At 52.2% G+C, this 17,032-nt stretch carries 14 protein-coding genes, 2 tRNA genes and 1 pseudogene; 8 read left to right on the top strand and 9 right to left on the bottom strand.

Translation table 11 applies throughout. From position 1 onward, the window contains the following. The 3 genes from ACTHSP_RS01245 to pgmB form a co-directional block, all read left to right on the top strand. Window positions 1–1,350 (top strand): SLC45 family MFS transporter (locus ACTHSP_RS01245; protein ID WP_440345483.1); only part of this gene is annotated, 1,350 nt, incomplete at its 5' end. Window positions 1,351–1,424: 74 nt separating this feature from the next. Continuing rightward, a complete protein-coding gene (locus ACTHSP_RS01240; protein WP_440345482.1) occupies window positions 1,425–3,683 on the top strand; it encodes a glycoside hydrolase family 65 protein in 2,259 nt (752 codons plus the stop codon). A gap of 12 nt (window positions 3,684–3,695) precedes the next feature. Further along, window positions 3,696–4,361 (top strand): beta-phosphoglucomutase, encoded by a 666-nt coding sequence (gene pgmB, locus ACTHSP_RS01235; protein ID WP_440345481.1) that lies wholly within the window; start codon window positions 3,696–3,698, stop codon window positions 4,359–4,361. Between the two features lie 559 nt (window positions 4,362–4,920). On the opposite strand, the gene ACTHSP_RS01230 is transcribed toward pgmB, so the two are convergent. The 4 genes and pseudogenes from ACTHSP_RS01230 to ACTHSP_RS01215 form a co-directional block, all read right to left on the bottom strand. Beyond that, window positions 4,921–5,208, bottom strand: a complete 288-nt coding sequence (locus tag ACTHSP_RS01230; RefSeq protein ID WP_440345480.1) for a hypothetical protein — start codon at window positions 5,206–5,208, stop codon at window positions 4,921–4,923. Between the two features lie 94 nt (window positions 5,209–5,302). Beyond that, a pseudogene (locus ACTHSP_RS01225) lies at window positions 5,303–5,494 on the bottom strand (UvrB/UvrC motif-containing protein); the annotation flags it as partial. 11 nt (window positions 5,495–5,505) lie between these two features. Then, a complete protein-coding gene (gene murI, locus ACTHSP_RS01220) occupies window positions 5,506–6,315 on the bottom strand; it encodes a glutamate racemase (protein WP_049331752.1) in 810 nt (269 codons plus the stop codon). Between the two features lie 60 nt (window positions 6,316–6,375). Beyond that, window positions 6,376–7,605 carry a multidrug effflux MFS transporter gene (locus ACTHSP_RS01215; protein ID WP_440345479.1) on the bottom strand — a complete coding sequence of 410 codons (1,230 nt, stop codon included), beginning with the start codon at window positions 7,603–7,605 and terminating at the stop codon, window positions 6,376–6,378. A gap of 241 nt (window positions 7,606–7,846) precedes the next feature. On the opposite strand from ACTHSP_RS01215, the gene ACTHSP_RS01210 reads away from it, so the two are divergent. The 3 genes from ACTHSP_RS01210 (at window position 7,847) to ACTHSP_RS01200 (ending at window position 10,704) form a co-directional block, all read left to right on the top strand. Next, on the top strand, window positions 7,847–9,376 hold the full coding sequence (locus tag ACTHSP_RS01210; RefSeq protein ID WP_049350586.1) for a helicase HerA-like domain-containing protein: 1,530 nt from the start codon (window positions 7,847–7,849) through the stop codon (window positions 9,374–9,376). A 130-nt stretch (window positions 9,377–9,506) separates the two neighbouring features. Next, window positions 9,507–9,995: a GNAT family N-acetyltransferase gene (locus ACTHSP_RS01205; protein ID WP_036472879.1), complete on the top strand. Its 489-nt coding sequence runs from the start codon at window positions 9,507–9,509 to the stop codon at window positions 9,993–9,995. A gap of 208 nt (window positions 9,996–10,203) precedes the next feature. After that, entirely contained in the window at window positions 10,204–10,704 is a 501-nt protein-coding gene (locus tag ACTHSP_RS01200) for a glycosyltransferase family 9 protein (protein ID WP_191620539.1), read from the top strand. Window positions 10,705–10,752: 48 nt separating this feature from the next. Here ACTHSP_RS01200 and ACTHSP_RS01195 read toward each other — a convergent pair whose 3' ends face one another. The 3 genes from ACTHSP_RS01195 to ACTHSP_RS01185 all read right to left on the bottom strand — a co-directional run bounded on the left by ACTHSP_RS01195 (window position 10,753) and on the right by ACTHSP_RS01185 (window position 13,649). Continuing rightward, a complete protein-coding gene (locus ACTHSP_RS01195; protein WP_049350902.1) occupies window positions 10,753–12,108 on the bottom strand; it encodes a PFL family protein in 1,356 nt (451 codons plus the stop codon). 15 nt (window positions 12,109–12,123) lie between these two features. Continuing rightward, the gene (locus ACTHSP_RS01190) at window positions 12,124–12,396 is read right to left on the bottom strand and encodes an ACT domain-containing protein (RefSeq protein WP_440345478.1); all 273 of its coding nucleotides are present in this window, start codon (window positions 12,394–12,396) and stop codon (window positions 12,124–12,126) included. A gap of 107 nt (window positions 12,397–12,503) precedes the next feature. Next, window positions 12,504–13,649, bottom strand: coding sequence for a polyamine ABC transporter substrate-binding protein (locus tag ACTHSP_RS01185; protein WP_440345477.1), 1,146 nt, complete (start codon window positions 13,647–13,649; stop codon window positions 12,504–12,506). Window positions 13,650–13,977: 328 nt separating this feature from the next. Here ACTHSP_RS01185 and ACTHSP_RS01180 point away from each other — a divergent pair, with 328 nt between their 5' ends. Together ACTHSP_RS01180 and parE are read left to right on the top strand one after the other, a co-directional pair. Beyond that, window positions 13,978–14,514, top strand: coding sequence for an RNA pyrophosphohydrolase (locus ACTHSP_RS01180; RefSeq protein ID WP_004520487.1), 537 nt, complete (start codon window positions 13,978–13,980; stop codon window positions 14,512–14,514). Window positions 14,515–14,582: 68 nt separating this feature from the next. Beyond that, window positions 14,583–16,568 carry a DNA topoisomerase IV subunit B gene (gene parE / locus ACTHSP_RS01175; protein WP_049350900.1) on the top strand — a complete coding sequence of 662 codons (1,986 nt, stop codon included), beginning with the start codon at window positions 14,583–14,585 and terminating at the stop codon, window positions 16,566–16,568. Window positions 16,569–16,758: 190 nt separating this feature from the next. Here the strand turns inward: parE and ACTHSP_RS01170 are convergent. After that, window positions 16,759–16,835, bottom strand: a tRNA-Asp gene (locus ACTHSP_RS01170). A 32-nt stretch (window positions 16,836–16,867) separates the two neighbouring features. Next, window positions 16,868–16,943 (bottom strand) — tRNA-Val (locus ACTHSP_RS01165). Window positions 16,944–17,032: the final 89 nt, after the last annotated feature.

Genomic DNA, 17,032 nt, shown 5'->3' with positions numbered 1-17,032 from the left:
TCGGAAAATACGCAAAAAACAGCAAAACAAGGTTTGCCGTCACTGGCAAAAAGTACGATTTGGATGCTGAGCTTCGGTTATCTCGGCGTTCAGACGGCCTTTACCCTGCAAAGCTCACAAATGAGCCGAATTTTTCAAACGCTAGGCGCTGACCCGCATAATTTGGGCTGGTTTTTCATTCTGCCCCCATTGGCCGGTATGTTGGTTCAGCCGATTGTGGGCTACTACTCAGACCGCACTTGGATGCCGCGCCTGGGCGGCCGTCGTCTGCCCTATCTGCTCTATGGCACGCTGATTGCGGTTATTGTCATGATTCTGATGCCGAACTCGGGCAGCTTCGGTTTTGGCTACGCTTCTTTGGCAGCTTTGTCGTTTGGCGCGCTGATGATTGCGCTGTTGGACGTATCCTCCAATATGGCAATGCAGCCGTTTAAAATGATGGTCGGCGACATGGTCAACGAGGAGCAGAAAAGCTACGCCTACGGGATTCAAAGTTTCTTAGCGAATACGGGCGCGGTTGTGGCGGCGATTCTGCCGTTTGTGTTTGCGTATATCGGTTTGGCGAACACAGCCGAAAAAGGCGTCGTGCCACAGACCGTGGTCGTAGCATTCTATGTGGGCGCAGCCTTACTGATTATTACCAGTGCGTTCACCATCTTCAAAGTCAAAGAGTATGATCCGGAAACCTACGCCCGCTACCACGGCATCGACGTAGCAGCAAATCAGGAAAAAGCCAACTGGTTCGAACTCTTAAAAACCGCACCTAAAGCGTTTTGGACGGTCACTTTGGTGCAATTCTTCTGTTGGTTCGCCTTCCAATATATGTGGACTTACTCGGCAGGCGCGATTGCAGAAAACGTTTGGCAGACAACCGATGCCTCTTCCGTAGGCTACCAAGAAGCAGGCAACTGGTACGGCGTTTTGGCGGCAGTACAATCCATTGCTGCCGTCATATGTTCGTTTATTCTGGCAAAAGTACCGAATAAATACCATAAAGCCGGTTATTTCGGTTGCTTGGCTTTGGGTGCACTCGGTTTCTTCTCCGTTTTCTTCATCAGCAATCAATACGCGCTGGTTTTGTCTTATACCTTAATCGGTATTGCGTGGGCCGGTATTATTACCTATCCTTTGACGATTGTAACCAATGCCCTCTCCGGCAAACACATGGGTACTTATTTGGGTCTGTTCAACGGCTCTATCTGTATGCCTCAAATCGTCGCCTCTCTGCTGAGCTTTATCCTCTTCCCTATGCTGGGCAGCCATCAGGCAACCATGTTCTTGGTTGCAGGCGCGGTATTGCTGCTGGGAGCCTTCTCAGTATGTCTGATTAAAGAGACCCACGGCGAATAATCCATCAATACCATCGGCAAAGGCCGTCTGAAACCTTTGCCGAACTTACAATTTTAATAACAGGAGCTTCATAAATGTATACAAGAATCATGGAAATCAGCCCTTGGACGCTGCGTTCGGCAAAACTGGAAAAAGAACACAAACGGCTGCAAGAGAGCCTGACCAGTTTGGGCAACGGCTATATGGGCATGCGCGGCAACTTTGAAGAAACCTACTCCGCCGACAGCCACTTGGGCACCTACATCGCCGGCGTGTGGTTCCCCGACAAAACCCGTGTCGGCTGGTGGAAAAACGGCTATCCAAAATATTTCGGCAAAGCCATCAACGCGCTCAATTTCAGCAAAGTCAAAATCTTTGTCGACGGGCAGGAAGTGGACTTGGCGAAAAACGACGTTGCCGACTTCTCCGTCGAACTCGATATGCAGCACGGCGTGTTGCGCCGCTCGTTCACCGTATTCGGTGTGCGTTTCGATGTGTGCAAATTCCTGTCCGTCGCGCAAAAAGAGCTGGCTCTCATCCGCTGGGAAGCCGTATCCGTTGACGGCAAAACCCACCAAGTCCGCATCGATTCCATCATCGACGCCGATGTGAAAAACGAAGACTCCAACTACGAAGAAAAATTCTGGCAGGTATTGGACAAAGGCGTTTCAGACGACCGCTCCTACATTGCCACCCAAACCGTCGCCAATCCCTTCGGCGTGGAACAATTCATCGTCAACGCTGAGCAAACCTTCGCCGGCAGCTTCAAAGCCCTCGGCGGCAGCCAAACCGACTGGCAAGTTTCTAATTCTTTTGAAGCCGAAGTCGGCAGCACGCCCGAAACCTTTGAAAAACGCGTGATTGTTACCACCAGCCGCGATTATCAAGGCTTGGAAGCAGTGAAAGCCGCAGGTCGCGCCTTGTCGGAAAAAATCGCAGGCGTTGCGTTTGAAACCTTGCTGAACGCGCACAAAGCAGGCTGGCTGCACCGTTGGGAAATCGCCGACGTGGTCATCGAAGGCAGCGATGAAGCGCAGCAGGGCATCCGCTTCAACCTGTTCCAACTGTTCTCCACCTACTACGGCGAAGACGCGCGCCTGAACATCGGCCCCAAAGGCTTTACCGGCGAAAAATACGGCGGCGCGACCTATTGGGACACCGAAGCCTACGCCGTGCCGCTCTACCTTGCACTGGCGGAACCCGAAGTTACCCGCAACCTGCTGCAATACCGCCGCAACCAACTGCCGCAGGCGCAGCACAACGCGCGCGAACAGGGCTTGGCGGGCGCACTTTATCCGATGGTAACGTTTACAGGCATCGAGTGCCACAACGAATGGGAAATCACCTTTGAGGAAATCCACCGCAACGGCGCGATTCCTTACGCCATCTACAACTACACCAACTACACCGGCGATGAAAGCTATCTTGCCAAAGAAGGCTTGGAAGTCTTGGTCGAAGTGTCCCGCTTCTGGGCGGACCGCGTCCACTTCTCCAAACGCAACGGCAAATACATGATTCACGGCGTAACCGGCCCGAACGAATACGAAAACAACATCAACAACAACTGGTACACCAACACCCTCGCCGCATGGGTATTGGACTACACCCGCGAAGCCTTGGCGAAATACCCGCGCCCGGATTTGAACGTGAGTGCCGCCGAGTTGGAAAAATGGGCGGACATCAGCGCGAATATGTACCGTCCGCATGACGAAGAACTCGGCGTATTCGTGCAGCACGACGGCTTCCTCGACAAAGACATCCGCCCCGTGTCCGCACTTTCGCCCGACGATTTGCCGCTCAACCAAAAATGGTCGTGGGACAAAATCCTGCGTTCGCCCTTCATCAAACAGGCGGACGTCTTGCAAGGCATCTACTTCTTCGGCGACCGTTTCAATATCGACGAAAAACGCCGCAACTTCGACTTCTACGAACCGATGACCGTGCACGAAAGCTCGCTGTCGCCTTGTATCCACGCCATCCTCGCCGCCGAACTGGGCAAAGAAGAAAAAGCCGTGGAAATGTACCAGCGCACCGCCCGCCTGGACTTGGACAACTACAACAACGACACCGAAGACGGTCTGCACATCACCTCCATGACCGGCTCGTGGCTCGCCATCGTCCAAGGTTTCGCCCAAATGAAAACCTGGGGCGGCAAACTCAGCTTTGCACCGTTCCTGCCGAGCGCATGGACAGGCTACGTCTTCCATATCAACTACCGAGGCCGTCTGATTAAAGTCGCCGTCGGCAAAGAAAACGTCGTCTTCACCCTGCTCAAAGGCGAACCGCTCGATTTGCAGGTGTACGGCAAAGACATCACGCTCAACGGCAACCATACCGTTGCGTTGGAAAAATAAGGAGGGCGCAAAATGACTTTTACCGCAGTGCTCTTTGACCTCGACGGCGTCATCACCGACACCGCCGAATACCACTACCGCGCATGGAAAAAGCTCGCCGAAGAACTGGGCATCAGCATCGACCGCAAGTTTAACGAGCAGCTCAAAGGCGTGTCGCGCGACGATTCGCTCAAACGCATCCTCGCGCACGGCGGCAAAACCGTCAGCAAAGCCGAGTTCGCCGAACTGACCCGCCGCAAAAACGACAACTACGTCGAGATGATTCAGGCAGTCAAACCCGAAGACGTGTACCCCGGCATTTTGCCGCTGCTGGAAGCATTAAAAGCAAACGGCAAAAAAATCGCCCTTGCGTCCGCCAGTAAAAACGGCCCGTTCCTACTCGAACGCATGGGGCTGACCCACTTCTTCGACGCCATTGCTGACCCTGCCGCCGTCGCGCATTCCAAACCCGCCCCCGACATCTTCCTCGCCGCCGCCGAGGGCGTGGGCGCGGACATCCACCGCTGCATCGGCATCGAAGACGCCGCAGCAGGAGTAGCCGCCATCAAAGCCGCCGGCGCCTTGCCCATCGGCGTGGGCAAAGCCGAAGACTTGGGCAGCGACATCGCACTGGTCTCCGGCACCGCCGAGCTGACCTACGCCTACCTGCAAAACGTGTGGGCGCAGTCGGGCAGGTAAAATACTAAGGAAGTAAAAAGGCCGTCTGAAAACTGGATTCCAGACGGCCTTTATTCTAAAAGTTTCCAGACGACGTTTGAGGTCTTCTGAAGATTGGAAACAATGGTTTGAACGACAAAGAACGCGTGCGTGCGTGCGTACCGCACACACCCTACACCTCGGTTTTAAAGTTTGTGCCATCCGCAGGTAGTGTGTGTGGCTCAGCCACTCACGCGTTTGGTGGGGATGTAGGCTACGGCTTGCTTTACGTTAAGAGGTTTTTAAACGACGTTTAAGGTCGTCTGAAAGTTTGAAATAATGGTTTGAACGGAAAAGAACGCGTGCGTACCGCACACACCCTACACCTCGGTTTTAAAGTTTGTGCCATCCGCAGGTAGTGTGTGGCGTAGCCACACACGCGGTTGGTGGGATGTAGGCTACGGCTTGCTTTACGTTCAGAGGTCTTCAGACGACTTTAAGGTCATTTGAAAATTTGAAACAATCGTTTGAACAGTAAAAAACGTGTGTGTGCGTATCACACATACTGCACGTCGGCTTGAGAGTTTGTGCGTCCCTCAGGCTACCCTTGCTGCTGCTCCAAAACGTATACTACTTCTATACTGCGAGGGTCATTAGAGTAATTATCCTCTGTTGCTTGTAAATAACTGTCTGTATTTTTTATGCGGTCAAATAACTTAGCTCTAAATTCACCATCAATTTCATAAACAAAAACAGCTTGTGCCCCATCTGGCTCACGAGATAAGGCATTACTTCTATTACTAGGCAGAGTCGCCCTAACTATTTCCAAATGATTTTCAGGAATATCAGATATATCATTTATGTTTTCTACACGAAAAGAATATGTCATTTTCAGTCCTCAGAATGTAATTGATCAAGTTACGATGTTTCTCCACATCTTTTAAGAACATTGTGGTCATCAACTAAACTTTCAAGTGCTTTTATTACTCACTCCCAAACAACAAATTCTCCTTAATCCCCCGAATCTTATCCCGCAACACAGCCGCTTCTTCAAACTGTAAATCTCTAGCAGCCTGCTGCATGGCTTTTTCCAGTTTAGCGATTTCTTTAATCGCGTCTTCTTCATTGTGAATTTCGCCGACTTTAACCTTGTTCTTACCTTTCAGACGGCCTTTAATATTTCCAGTCAACCCAACGTTACCATCTCAATCTGTTCCATACTTCTACCCAAGAAGCGTTCGCCGATGGTGCGGAAGCGCAGTGGGATATCGCTGACGTAGAAGCGGTAATCCGGATTGTCGTTTTCTGTATTCAGCAAACCTGCTTGCGCTAAGGCTTTGGCGGTGGCTTCGGCGGTGGTGATGGCGGAATCGACCAAGGTGACGTTTTGTGCTTCACGGCCGATAAGCGGTTTGAGCAGTGGGAAGTGGGTACAACCCAACACCAGCGTATCGATGTCGTCGGCCAAGAGCGGCTTCAGGTATTCGCGTACGGTCAGGCGGGTGACTTCGTGATCGAGCCAGCCCTCTTCAACCAATGGCACAAGCAGGGGCGCGGCTTGTGTGCGCACCAGCGTGTCGTTGTTTTTTGAATGGATGGCGCGTGCGTAGGCATTGCTGTTGACGGTAGTGTTGGTTGCGATAATGCCGATTCGGTTGTTTTTGGTGGTTTGCAAAGCGGCTTCCGCACCGGCGGAGATGACGTCCAATACGGGCATATTGCCTGCTTTTTGGCGGATTTTTTGTCCGGCAACCGCGGCGATGGTATTGCACGCGATGACGAGTGCTTTGACATCGTTTTCCAGCAGGAAATCGACAATCTGCATGGCGAAGGTTTCAATGGTGGCACGGGATTTGGTGCCGTAGGGAACGCGTGCGGTATCGCCGAAATAGATGATGTTTTCCATTGGCAGGCGTTCCATCAGGGCGCGGACGTTGGTCAAGCCGCCGACGCCGGAATCGAATACGCCGATGGGGCGTTGTTTGCTGGTACTCATGGTTAATTTCTTCAATATAGAGTTGAGGCCGTCTGAAACCGTTTTCAGACGGCCTGAAGGTTAAACATATTCTTTTTTATCGTTTTCTACCCAAGCCTGATGCGAGCAAATCCACAACAGTACGATACCGCATACGGTCGAGCTCAACATCATACCGGCCATTACCAAGGCGGAACCATTATGCAGCCAAGTCGTTGCCATGCCGACCGATGCGCCGATGAGAGATTGGAACACGCCTAAAACGGCATTTGCGCTGCCACCCTCTGCGCTGAAATAGCTCATAAAGCAGGCCTGAGTGTTCGCACCGACCAAACCTTGCGTACCGACTGAAAACATCACACATGGCACTAAAGCCCACAAAGGCGGCAGAGACAGTGACAACACCAAAACCGTCATCAACAGATTGGCGGCGAATTGGACGATAATGCCCCATTTGAGGATGTTTTGCGGATGCGTACCGGTTTTCAAACGCCATGCGGTAACGCGGTTAAACGACATCATGGTAATGATATTGAGCGCAAATATCCAAGCGTATTGGTTTGGTGAAACATGATACAGATGTTGGTACACAAACGATGATTCGGTCAAAAAGGCAAACATCGAACCAAAACTGAAAGCTTGGAAAAACAAATAGCCCATCGCAGCTCGCGTTTTCAAAACGCGTTTAAACCTGTCTGCCACCACGCCGAACACGTCCATGCTGATTTTGCCTTTTTGGTGCGGCTTGGGCAGGAAATACCACATCAACCCCCAAAGCAGCAGCGAATAGCAGGCCAGAAAGCCGAAAATCATGCGCCAACCGCCCAAATTCTGCAAGCCGGCACCAATCATCGGCGCCATCAGCGGCACAATCATCAGAATGATGCCGATTAAGGCAAACATCTGCGCGGCTTTGCGTCCGGAATAATAATCGCGCACCATCGCGCCGGAAATCACCACGGTCATCCCCGCACCAAACGCCTGCAAAGCACGCAAGTTCAACAGCTGCTCGACATTATTCACCATCGTCAAACCGATAACGGCGGCAAAGTAAATGCTCAAGCCCACCAAGGCGACAGGTTTGCGGCCTTTAATATCCGAAATCGAACCGCCGACTACCTGACCAAACGCCACGCCAAACATAAAAAAGCTCAGGCTTTGCTCAATACGGTGGATGTCCGAACCCAGCGACTTCGCCATTTCGGGAATCGCAGGCAGATAGGCATCGACAGAAAACGGCATCAGCGCGACCAACATCGCCATCAGCACGGCCATGGTTTTTTCGCCCAAAGGGGCTTGTTGTGCAGTCATTCCGACTTTCGCTTTCGTAAAAAATATTCAAAAAACAAAGAAAACAACCGCCTTGTCAGACGGTTGCGGATTGGATGGAATTATAGCAGATTTCAACCTTGTCCAATCACTGCAAAAAAACCTTTGCAAAACTTAAGGCCGTCTGAAACTTTGCTTGGTTGAACCCCCTCGCCGCAAACGTTAAAATGCTTGTTTTTTAAGACAACAAATTGTTTCACATCACGGATCCTAAGGAATAATCATGACTACATTTCAAATTGCGCGTGCCGACGGGAAAACGCTCGAAATCCAAGGTAAAATGGCCAACCGCCACGGCTTGATCGCCGGTGCGACCGGTACGGGGAAAACCGTTACCCTGCGCCGCATGGCGGAAGCCTTCAGCAGCGAAGGCGTCCCTGTATTCTTGGTCGATGTCAAAGGCGATTTGTCGGGCATCGCGCAAGCCGGTGCCAACAGCGGAAAAGTGGGCGAGCGCATTGCCGAGTTTGGTTTGGGCGAACAATGGCTGCAAAATTTCCCCGTGCGCTTTTGGGATGTTTACGGTGAAACCGGTATTCCCGTACGCGTCACCGTTTCAGAAATGGGCCCTATGCTTTTGGCCCGCCTAATGAATCTGAACGACACGCAAGAAGGCCTGCTCAACCTCGTGTTCAAAGTTGCCGATGACAGAGGCTGGCACATTCTGGATTTGAAAGACCTGCGCAGCATGTTGAAACACGTTTCCGACCACGCTTCGGAATACCGCACACAATACGGCAACGTTTCTGCCGCCAGTATCGGCGCGATTCAACGCCAACTGCTGACTTTGGAAAACGAAGGCGCAGAAAAATTCTTCGGCGAACCTTCCCTCAACCTGCAAGACTGGATGCAAACCGACAACGGCAAAGGCATCATCAACATCCTTAACTCCGAAAAACTGATGCGCTCGCCGCGTATGTACAGCGCGTTTTTGCTGTGGATGCTGGCAGAATTGTTTGAAGCCCTGCCCGAAGTCGGCGATTTGGACAAACCTAAATTCGTGATGTTCTTCGACGAAGCGCATTTGATGTTCGACAATGCCGCCAATGCGCTGGTCGAACAAATCGAACAAGTCGTGCGCCTGATCCGTTCCAAAGGCGTAGGCGTATATTTCGTCACCCAAAACCCGCTCGACTTGCCCGATACCATTCTCGGCCAACTGGGTAATCGTGTACAACACGCCCTGCGCGCCTTCACACCGCGCGACCAAAAAGCAGTCAAAGCCGCTGCCGAAACCTTCCGCAGCAACCCAAACATCAAAGTTGCCGAAGCGATTGCCGAACTCGGCGTCGGCGAAGCCCTCGTTTCCTTCCTTGATGAAAAAGGTATGCCCGAGCCGGTAGAACGCGCCCTCATCCTGCCGCCGCAATCCTCCCTGACCCCGCTTGCCGCAGAAGAGCGCAACCGTTTGTTCCAAAACGACGATTTGTATCCAACCTATAAAGACATGGTGGACAACTACTCCGCTTTTGAAGCATTGGCCGAAGCAGACAGCCAGGCTGCCGCTGAAAAAGAAGCCGCAAATGCCGCCAAAGAACAGGAAAAAGCGCAAAAAGCCGCAGAAAAAGAAGCTGCCAATGCCGATCCCGGCATCCTCGGCGGACTGATCGGCGGCTTGAGCGGCGGACGTAAAAAATCCGGCCAAGGTTTGGGCTACAACGTTGCCGACGCCATCGGCAGCCAAATCAACCGCCAAGTAACCAACGCCATTTCCCGCAGCGTAATGGGCATTATTAAAAATATGTTCAAATAATCAGCCTGCAAACATACTGCCTTTATTGCAATAGCCGCAAGTCGGATACTTGTATCCGACACCTTGCTTTCAGACGGCCTCAAAGCAGCCTGAAAACAAGCCAAGTGCCCGCCAAACAGGAAAACACGCCATGCCCCAAACCGTTACCCTTGTGCTGTACGACCCCGCACACGCCGCCGATTTGGACTACCGTCTGCACGGAGAGCAAGCACAATACTCGGTTTCGCCCCAAGAGCGGCTGCAAAACGGCCGGTTCGCCGCGCCCGACTGTTTGGCCGTAACCATTTTGTGCCAAAACCGCCCCATCGGATTTTTCATCCTTGATAAAGGCAGCGACCGCCTTACTTACAGCGCCAACCCCCGCGCCGTATTGCTGCGCTCGATGTCGGTCAACCCCGCATATCAGGGTCAAGGCTGCGCCCGCGCGGCGCTGGCTGACGATAAATTGGCGCCGCTCATCCGCAGCATATTGCCCGACTGCGACGAAATCGTGTTCGGCGTACACCACGCCAACCGCGCCGCCATCGGCCTGTACCAAAGCTGCGGATTTGCCGATACGGGGCGAACCTTTATGGGCACAAAGGGGCTGCAATATATTTACAGCAAAACGATTCGGTAAAAGGCCGTCTGAAAAACTGAAAACGACCGGTTTCCAACTCCCTCTCCTGCGCTCGCGCGGGGGAGGGTTGGGGAGGGGGTGGCGTTTCACAGAAACGCTTTGCCGCCGCCTCGTAATGTTCCCGAAGCCGCAAACGCCCCCACCCTAGCCCTCCCCCGCAAGTAGGAGAGGGAACGAATAGGCCGTCCGCACCCAAAAGACCCCAAAAATGACCGCTAAAACCCTGTTCAAAGCCATCAAAAAACGCCTGCAAACGCTGCGCATCCGTGCGGGCAAGGCGTGGCTAGACCGTGCGCCGGTGCCGTCTGAAAAGCCGCTTGCGCCGGAGAATATCGGCGGCATTCTGTTTTTGCGCCAAGACGGCAAAATCGGCGACTACATCGTCAGCTCGTTTGCCTTTCGCGAAATCAAAAAATCCGCGCCGCACATCCGCATCGGCGTGGTCTGCACCGAGGCCAACCGCAGCCTGTTTGACGCCAATCCGCATATCGACGCGGTGCATATTGTCCAAGCCAAAAGCAGCCGCTCGTATCGGGAAACCGGCCGCTCGATTGCAGGGCAATATGATGTCGTTATCGATCCCACCGTATTGGTGCGCAACCGCGATTTGGTTTTAATCCGCAGCATCAGCGCGCCCTACAACATCGGCTTTGCCAAAGAAAACTACCACATTTTCAACCGCAACATCGCCGATAAAAAACAGCATTAAAGGCCGTCTGAAAATCAATTTCAGACGGCCTTTTATTTATCAATCCAATCAGTTTTTCATCGATTGAACCGGAGCCGGGATTCTACCGCCTCGGTTGACGAACACTTCGCATGAGCCTTCTTTGACCGGCATTACAGGCGCGTGGCCCAACAGGCCGCCAAACTCAACGCTGTTGCCAACGGTTTTGCCGGTTACCGGAATAATACGCACGGCGGTGGTTTTGCTGTTGATCATGCCGATGGCGGCTTCGTCGGCGATGATGCCGGAAATGGTATGAGCAGGCGTATCGCCGGGGACGGCAATCATGTCCAAACCAACGGAGCAGACGGCTGTCATGGCTTCGAGCTTGTCCAGTGTCAGTACACCGGCTTCAGCAGCCGCAATCATGCCCTCGTCTTCGGAAACAGGGATAAATGCGCCGCTCAAACCGCCGACCGCGCTGGAAGCCATCATGCCGCCTTTTTTCACGGCATCGTTCAGCAATGCCAAAGCCGCTGTCGTGCCGTGCGTACCGCAGACGCTCAAGCCCATTTCTTCAAGAATGCGTGCCACCGAATCGCCGACGGCAGGAGTTGGTGCCAATGACAAATCAAGAATACCAAACGGGATATTCAGCATTTTTGAAGCTTCGCGGCCGATGAGTTCGCCCACACGGGTAATTTTGAAAGCCGTTTTCTTCACTACTTCCGCAACTTCGGTCAATGTCGTTGCATCTGAATTTTCCAACGCAGCTTTTACGACACCCGGGCCGGAAACGCCGACATTGATAACGGCATCCGCTTCGCCCGAACCATGAAACGCGCCCGCCATAAACGGGTTGTCTTCCACTGCATTACAGAACACGACGATTTTGGCGCAGCCGAAACCTTCAGGCGTGATTTCAGCCGTGCGTTTGATGGTTTCGCCTGCTAGTTTGACCGCATCCATATTGATACCGGCACGCGTGCTGCCAATATTGATGGAGCTGCACACGATATCAGTGGTTTTCATGGCTTCAGGAATGGAACGAATCAGCACTTCGTCCGAAGGCGACATGCCTTTTTGCACTAACGCGGAAAAGCCGCCGATAAAGGACACGCCGATGGCTTTGGCAGCTTTATCCAAGGTTTGCGCCACGCTGACATAGGAATCGGCATGGGTGGCCGCGGCGATTTGGGCAATCGGCGTAACGGAAATGCGCTGATTCACAATCGGTACGCCGTACTTGGCAGACAGATATTTTGCCGTTGCCACCAAATCCTTACCGACTGTGGTAATTTTATTGTAAATGTTTTGGTTCAACACATTGATATCGCTGCTGATACAGTCGTGCAGATCAATACCGATGGTAATGGTGCGCACGTCAAAATTCTGGTCGGCCACCATTTTGACGGTTTCTAAAATCTCGCCGGATTGAATACTCATGGCTCTCCCTCCGACTTAAATACGGTGCATGGCTTGGAAAATTTCTTCGTTTTGCATACGGATATCAAGCGCAAGTTTTTTGCTCTCTTCCACAAACAAATCCAAAATTTCTTGACGCGATTTGGTGCATTTTGAAGTGTCCACCAAAATAATCATGGTAAAAAAATCGTCCATCAGCTGTTGGCTGATGTTGAGAATATTGATTTGGTTTTCCGCTAAAATTTTGGAAACGTCGTACACAATGCCCACACGGTCTTTACCGATGACGGTGATGACTGAATTGTTCATAACGCTGTTTCTCCTTATAGGATATTTGAAAAGTGTTGACAATTATAACACTCAGGCCGTCTGAAAAACTGTTTCAGACGGCCTGAGTATTCAAATTTCAATTTTAATTATCGCCCTGCTTTCAAAGCCTGCCACAGGCGAACGCTGAGTTTGCTCGCATCGGTTGACTTAGGCGAAACGATGAAGCTTTTTTCCATCAATTCTTTACTTGGGAAAATCGATTCGTCAGAGGTGTATTTTTCATCCATCAAATCACGCGCCGGACGGCTGGCCGGAGCATAAGTCACATAGTTGCCGTTTTTGGCCGCTGTTTCCGGATTGAGCGTGTGATTGATGTATTTGTGGGCATTGGCCACATTTTGCGCATCACGCGGAATCATCAGCGAATCCACCCAAATACCGACGCCGCTTTTCGGCGCCAACACTTCGACTTCGACGCCGTTTCCGGCTTCTTTGGCACGGGTTTTGGCAATATTGAGGTCGCCGCCGTAGCCTACCGATACGCAAAGATTACCGGCAGCCATATCGTCGATATAGCCGGACGAGGTAAAGCGTTTGATGTCGGGGCGCACTTTTTTCATCATATCGACAGCTGCTTTGATGTCGTCAGGGTTTTCGCTGTTCGGGTCTTTGCCCAAATAATGCAAAGCCAAAGGAATCTGCTCGATGGCACTGTCAAAATAGCTGATGCCGCAGGTTTTCAATTTTTGGGTGTATTCAGGATTGAACACCAAATCCCATTCGTTTTCAGGCAGCTTGTCCGTACCCAAAGCCTTTTGAACCTGCTGCTTGTTAATCGCCAGCGTATTGATACCCCAGAAATAAGGGACGGCATATTCGTTGCCCGGATCGACGGTTTCCATCATTTTCAACAAATCGGGATCGATATTGGCGTAATCGGGAATTTGCGATTTGTCGATTTTTTGATACGCGCCGGCTTTAATCTGGCGGCCGACATTGGCAATAGAAGGTGCAACCAGGTCATAACCCGACTTGCCGGTCAGCAGCTTGGCTTCCAGCGCTTCGTTGCTATCGTAGTAATCGTAGCGGACATTGATATTCGTATTTTTTTCAAACTCAGACAGCGTGGCCGGATCGACATAATCCGACCAGTTGTAGATATTGAGTTTATCCGTTTGAGAGGAAGGAGTTTGAGTTTGAGATGCGGAAGATTCTGCGGCGGTTTCTTTTCCACCGCTACACGCAGTCAAGACGAGGCTCACGATTGCCGCCGCCATCAAAGATTTTTTCATGGTTTCAGACCTTTTGTTCGGGGGGTAAAAATATTGCAGCGGTGGCGGATGCCACTTACAAAAGGGAAACTGTGGGGGCGGCCAGCATGTGTCCTTTGCCCTTAATTCAGCAAGGTTTGCATTAAACGGCAAAAAGCTTTTGAATGCAATACCTTAAAGCGGAAAAAAATTTCATTTTTCAGACGGCCTGAAGCTATGGTTTTATTCATAAACAACATTTTTTCAGAAACGGTTTCATGCCGTCTGGAAAAAACTGTGGGCTTATTCAGACGGCCTCAAGATTTGTCAAAACCGCCCAATTTGTGGGAAAATTGCACGATTGAATTTAATGAAGGGCGACACCGTGTTAGACAGAGAAGGCTATCGCCCCAATGTCGGTATTATCCTGATTAACGAACGTAACGAAGTCTTTTGGGGCAAACGCGTACGCGAACACTCATGGCAGTTTCCGCAAGGCGGCATCAAGCCGGGCGAAAGTCCTGAGACCGCCATGTACCGCGAATTGTACGAAGAAGTCGGCCTGTTACCGCAACACATCAAAATCGTTGGCCGTACGCGCGACTGGTTGCGTTATGACGTACCCAGCCATTGGGTGCGCCGTGAATGGCGCGGTTCGTATCGCGGACAAAAACAGATTTGGTATCTTTTGCGCTTGGTCGGCCGCGATAGCGACGTCAACCTCCGCGCCTGCCATCATCCTGAATTTGACGGCTGGCGCTGGCACCAATACTGGGCGCCGGTTGACGAAGTCATCGACTTCAAGCGCGGCGTGTATTTGGACGCATTGACCGAACTCTCCCGTTTCTTGCGCGGCATAGAAAGCTATGAAGACTTTATCCGTCGCAATCCAATAGAAAACCTATAACCCAAACGCTTTCAGACCGTCTGAAAGCGTTGTTTTTCATCCTTTCAGACGGCCTTTACATTATTCCTATGGCTAAAAACAATCAATACAGCGAATCCAGCATCACCGTCCTCAAAGGCTTGGAGCCGGTCAAAGAACGTCCCGGCATGTACACACGCACCGACAGCCCGACCCACATCTGCCAAGAAGTCATCGACAACGCGGCGGACGAGGCGTTGGGCGGTTTCGCCACTGAAATCGACGTGCGCATCCACGACGACGGTTCGCTTTCCGTGTGCGACAACGGACGCGGCATTCCCGTCGGGCTGCACCCTGTCGAAGGCGTGCCCGTGGTCGAACTCGTGTTTACCCGTCTGCACGCGGGCGGCAAGTTCAACAAAAAAGACGGCGGCAGCGCGTATGCCTTTTCAGGCGGCCTGCACGGTGTGGGCGTATCCGTGACCAACGCACTCTCCACCCGCCTTGAGGTAACCGTCAAACGCGAAGGCAAAATCCACCGCATCGTGTTTGCCGGTGGCGACGTGGTCGAACCGTTGGCGGAAGTGGGCAAATGCGCCGTCAAAGACAGCGGCACCGAAGTGCGCGTCTGGCCGGACGGCAAATATTTTGAAAGCCCGAATTACAGCATCCCCGAACTCGAACGCCTGCTGCGCGCCAAAGCCGTGCTGCTGCCGGGTGTGCGCGTTTCCCTGACCCGCCCGGTCAAGGGCGAAGACGAAGCGCACACACAAACCTGGCACTACCCCGACGGTCTGAAAAGCTATCTGACCGACCTGATTGCCGACGTGCAAGAAGCCGTACCGCTGTTCTCTTGCGAAAACTACATTTCAGACGACCACAACGGCGATTTCAGCATCGGCGAAGGCGCCGCGTTTGCCCTGACCTGGCTGGAAGAAGGCTCGTGCGCCAACGAAAGCTACGTCAACCTCATCCCCACCCCGCTGGGCGGCACGCACGAAGCAGGCTTGAAACAAGCCGTGTTCAACGCCGTCAACAATTTCATCAACCTGCACAACCTCCTACCGCGCGGTGTGAAAGTACAAAGCGACGACGTGTTCAGCAAAACCGCCTTCGTCCTCTCCGCCCGTGTCCTCGACCCGCAATTCCAAGGTCAGACCAAAGACAAACTGACCAACCGCGACGCGCTGAAACTCGTCGCCGCCGTATCGGGTGATCCTTTGGAATTGTGGCTGAACCAAAACGTGGACTTCGGCAAAAAAATCGCCGAACTCGCCATCCGTCAGGCACAGGCGCGGATGCGTTCAGTTAAAAAAATCGAAAAGAAAAAAGGCAGCGGCGTCGCCGTCCTGCCCGGCAAACTGACCGACTGCGAAAGCGAAGACATCCGCGAAAACGAACTCTTCCTCGTCGAAGGCGATTCCGCCGGCGGCTCCGCCAAACTCGCCCGCGACAAAGCCACCCAAGCCATCCTGCCCCTGCGCGGTAAAGTCCTTAACAGCTTTGAAGTCCACCCCGACCAACTCTTCGGCAACGCCGAAATCCACGACATTTCCGTCGCCATCGGCGTCGATCCGCACGGCATCAACGACAATCCCGACTTAAGCGGCCTGCGCTACGGCAAAATCGCCATCCTGTCCGATGCCGACGTGGACGGCTCGCATATTCAAGTTTTGCTGCTGACCCTGTTCTACCGCCACTTCCCGAAACTGGTCGCCGATGGACACATCTACGTCGCCCAGCCGCCGCTGTTCCGCGTCGATGTCAACGCACAAGGCAAAAGCAAACCCGCCCGCAAATTCTATGCCCTCGACCAAAACGAACTTGACAGCATTTTAGAGCGGCTGCAAAAAGAAGGCGTCAAAGAAACCGCCTATTCCATCAGCCGTTTCAAAGGCTTGGGCGAGATGAACCCCGACCAGCTCAAAGACACCACCATGCACCCCGACACCCGCCGCCTGTTGCAGGTGCAAATCCCCGAAGGCGCGGATGACGAAACACGCGACATCTTCGTCAAACTAATGGGCAAAGGCGAAGCCGCCGCCCGCCGCGCATGGATGGAACGCGAAGGCGATATGGCGGAATTGGATATTTAATCCATTGTTTTAATAGGCTAAAGGCCGTCTGGAACTTTAAAAGTTTCAGACGGCCTTTTTTAAAATCATCAGAATTTAAGGTTAAACAGTATTTCAATACCCCGTTACTTACCTGTTTCTATTTTTGCAGCTTAATTGTATCTTTAAGACAAATAAAAAAGCACCGATATAATCAGTGCTTTTTAAATAATGGCGCGGCGGACGGGGCTCGAACCCGCGACCCCCGGCGTGACAGGCCGGTACTCTAACCAACTGAGCTACCACCGCGCATTCACTGTCAAAGACAATGAAAGGAAACTTGGTGGGTGATGACGGAGTCGAACCGCCGACATTCTGCTTGTAAGGCAGACGCTCTACCAACTGAGCTAATCACCCGATAAGCCGACATTAAATCAAAAAATCAGGCTACACGCAAGGTTTTTATTTAAATAAAAATATATCCCATTGAAAGAATATAGAATATT

Source organism: Neisseria sp. P0001.S005 (genome assembly GCF_051963715.1).
The sequence above is the reverse complement of the archived record's forward strand: the minus strand, read 5'-3'. Positions and strand labels throughout refer to the sequence as shown.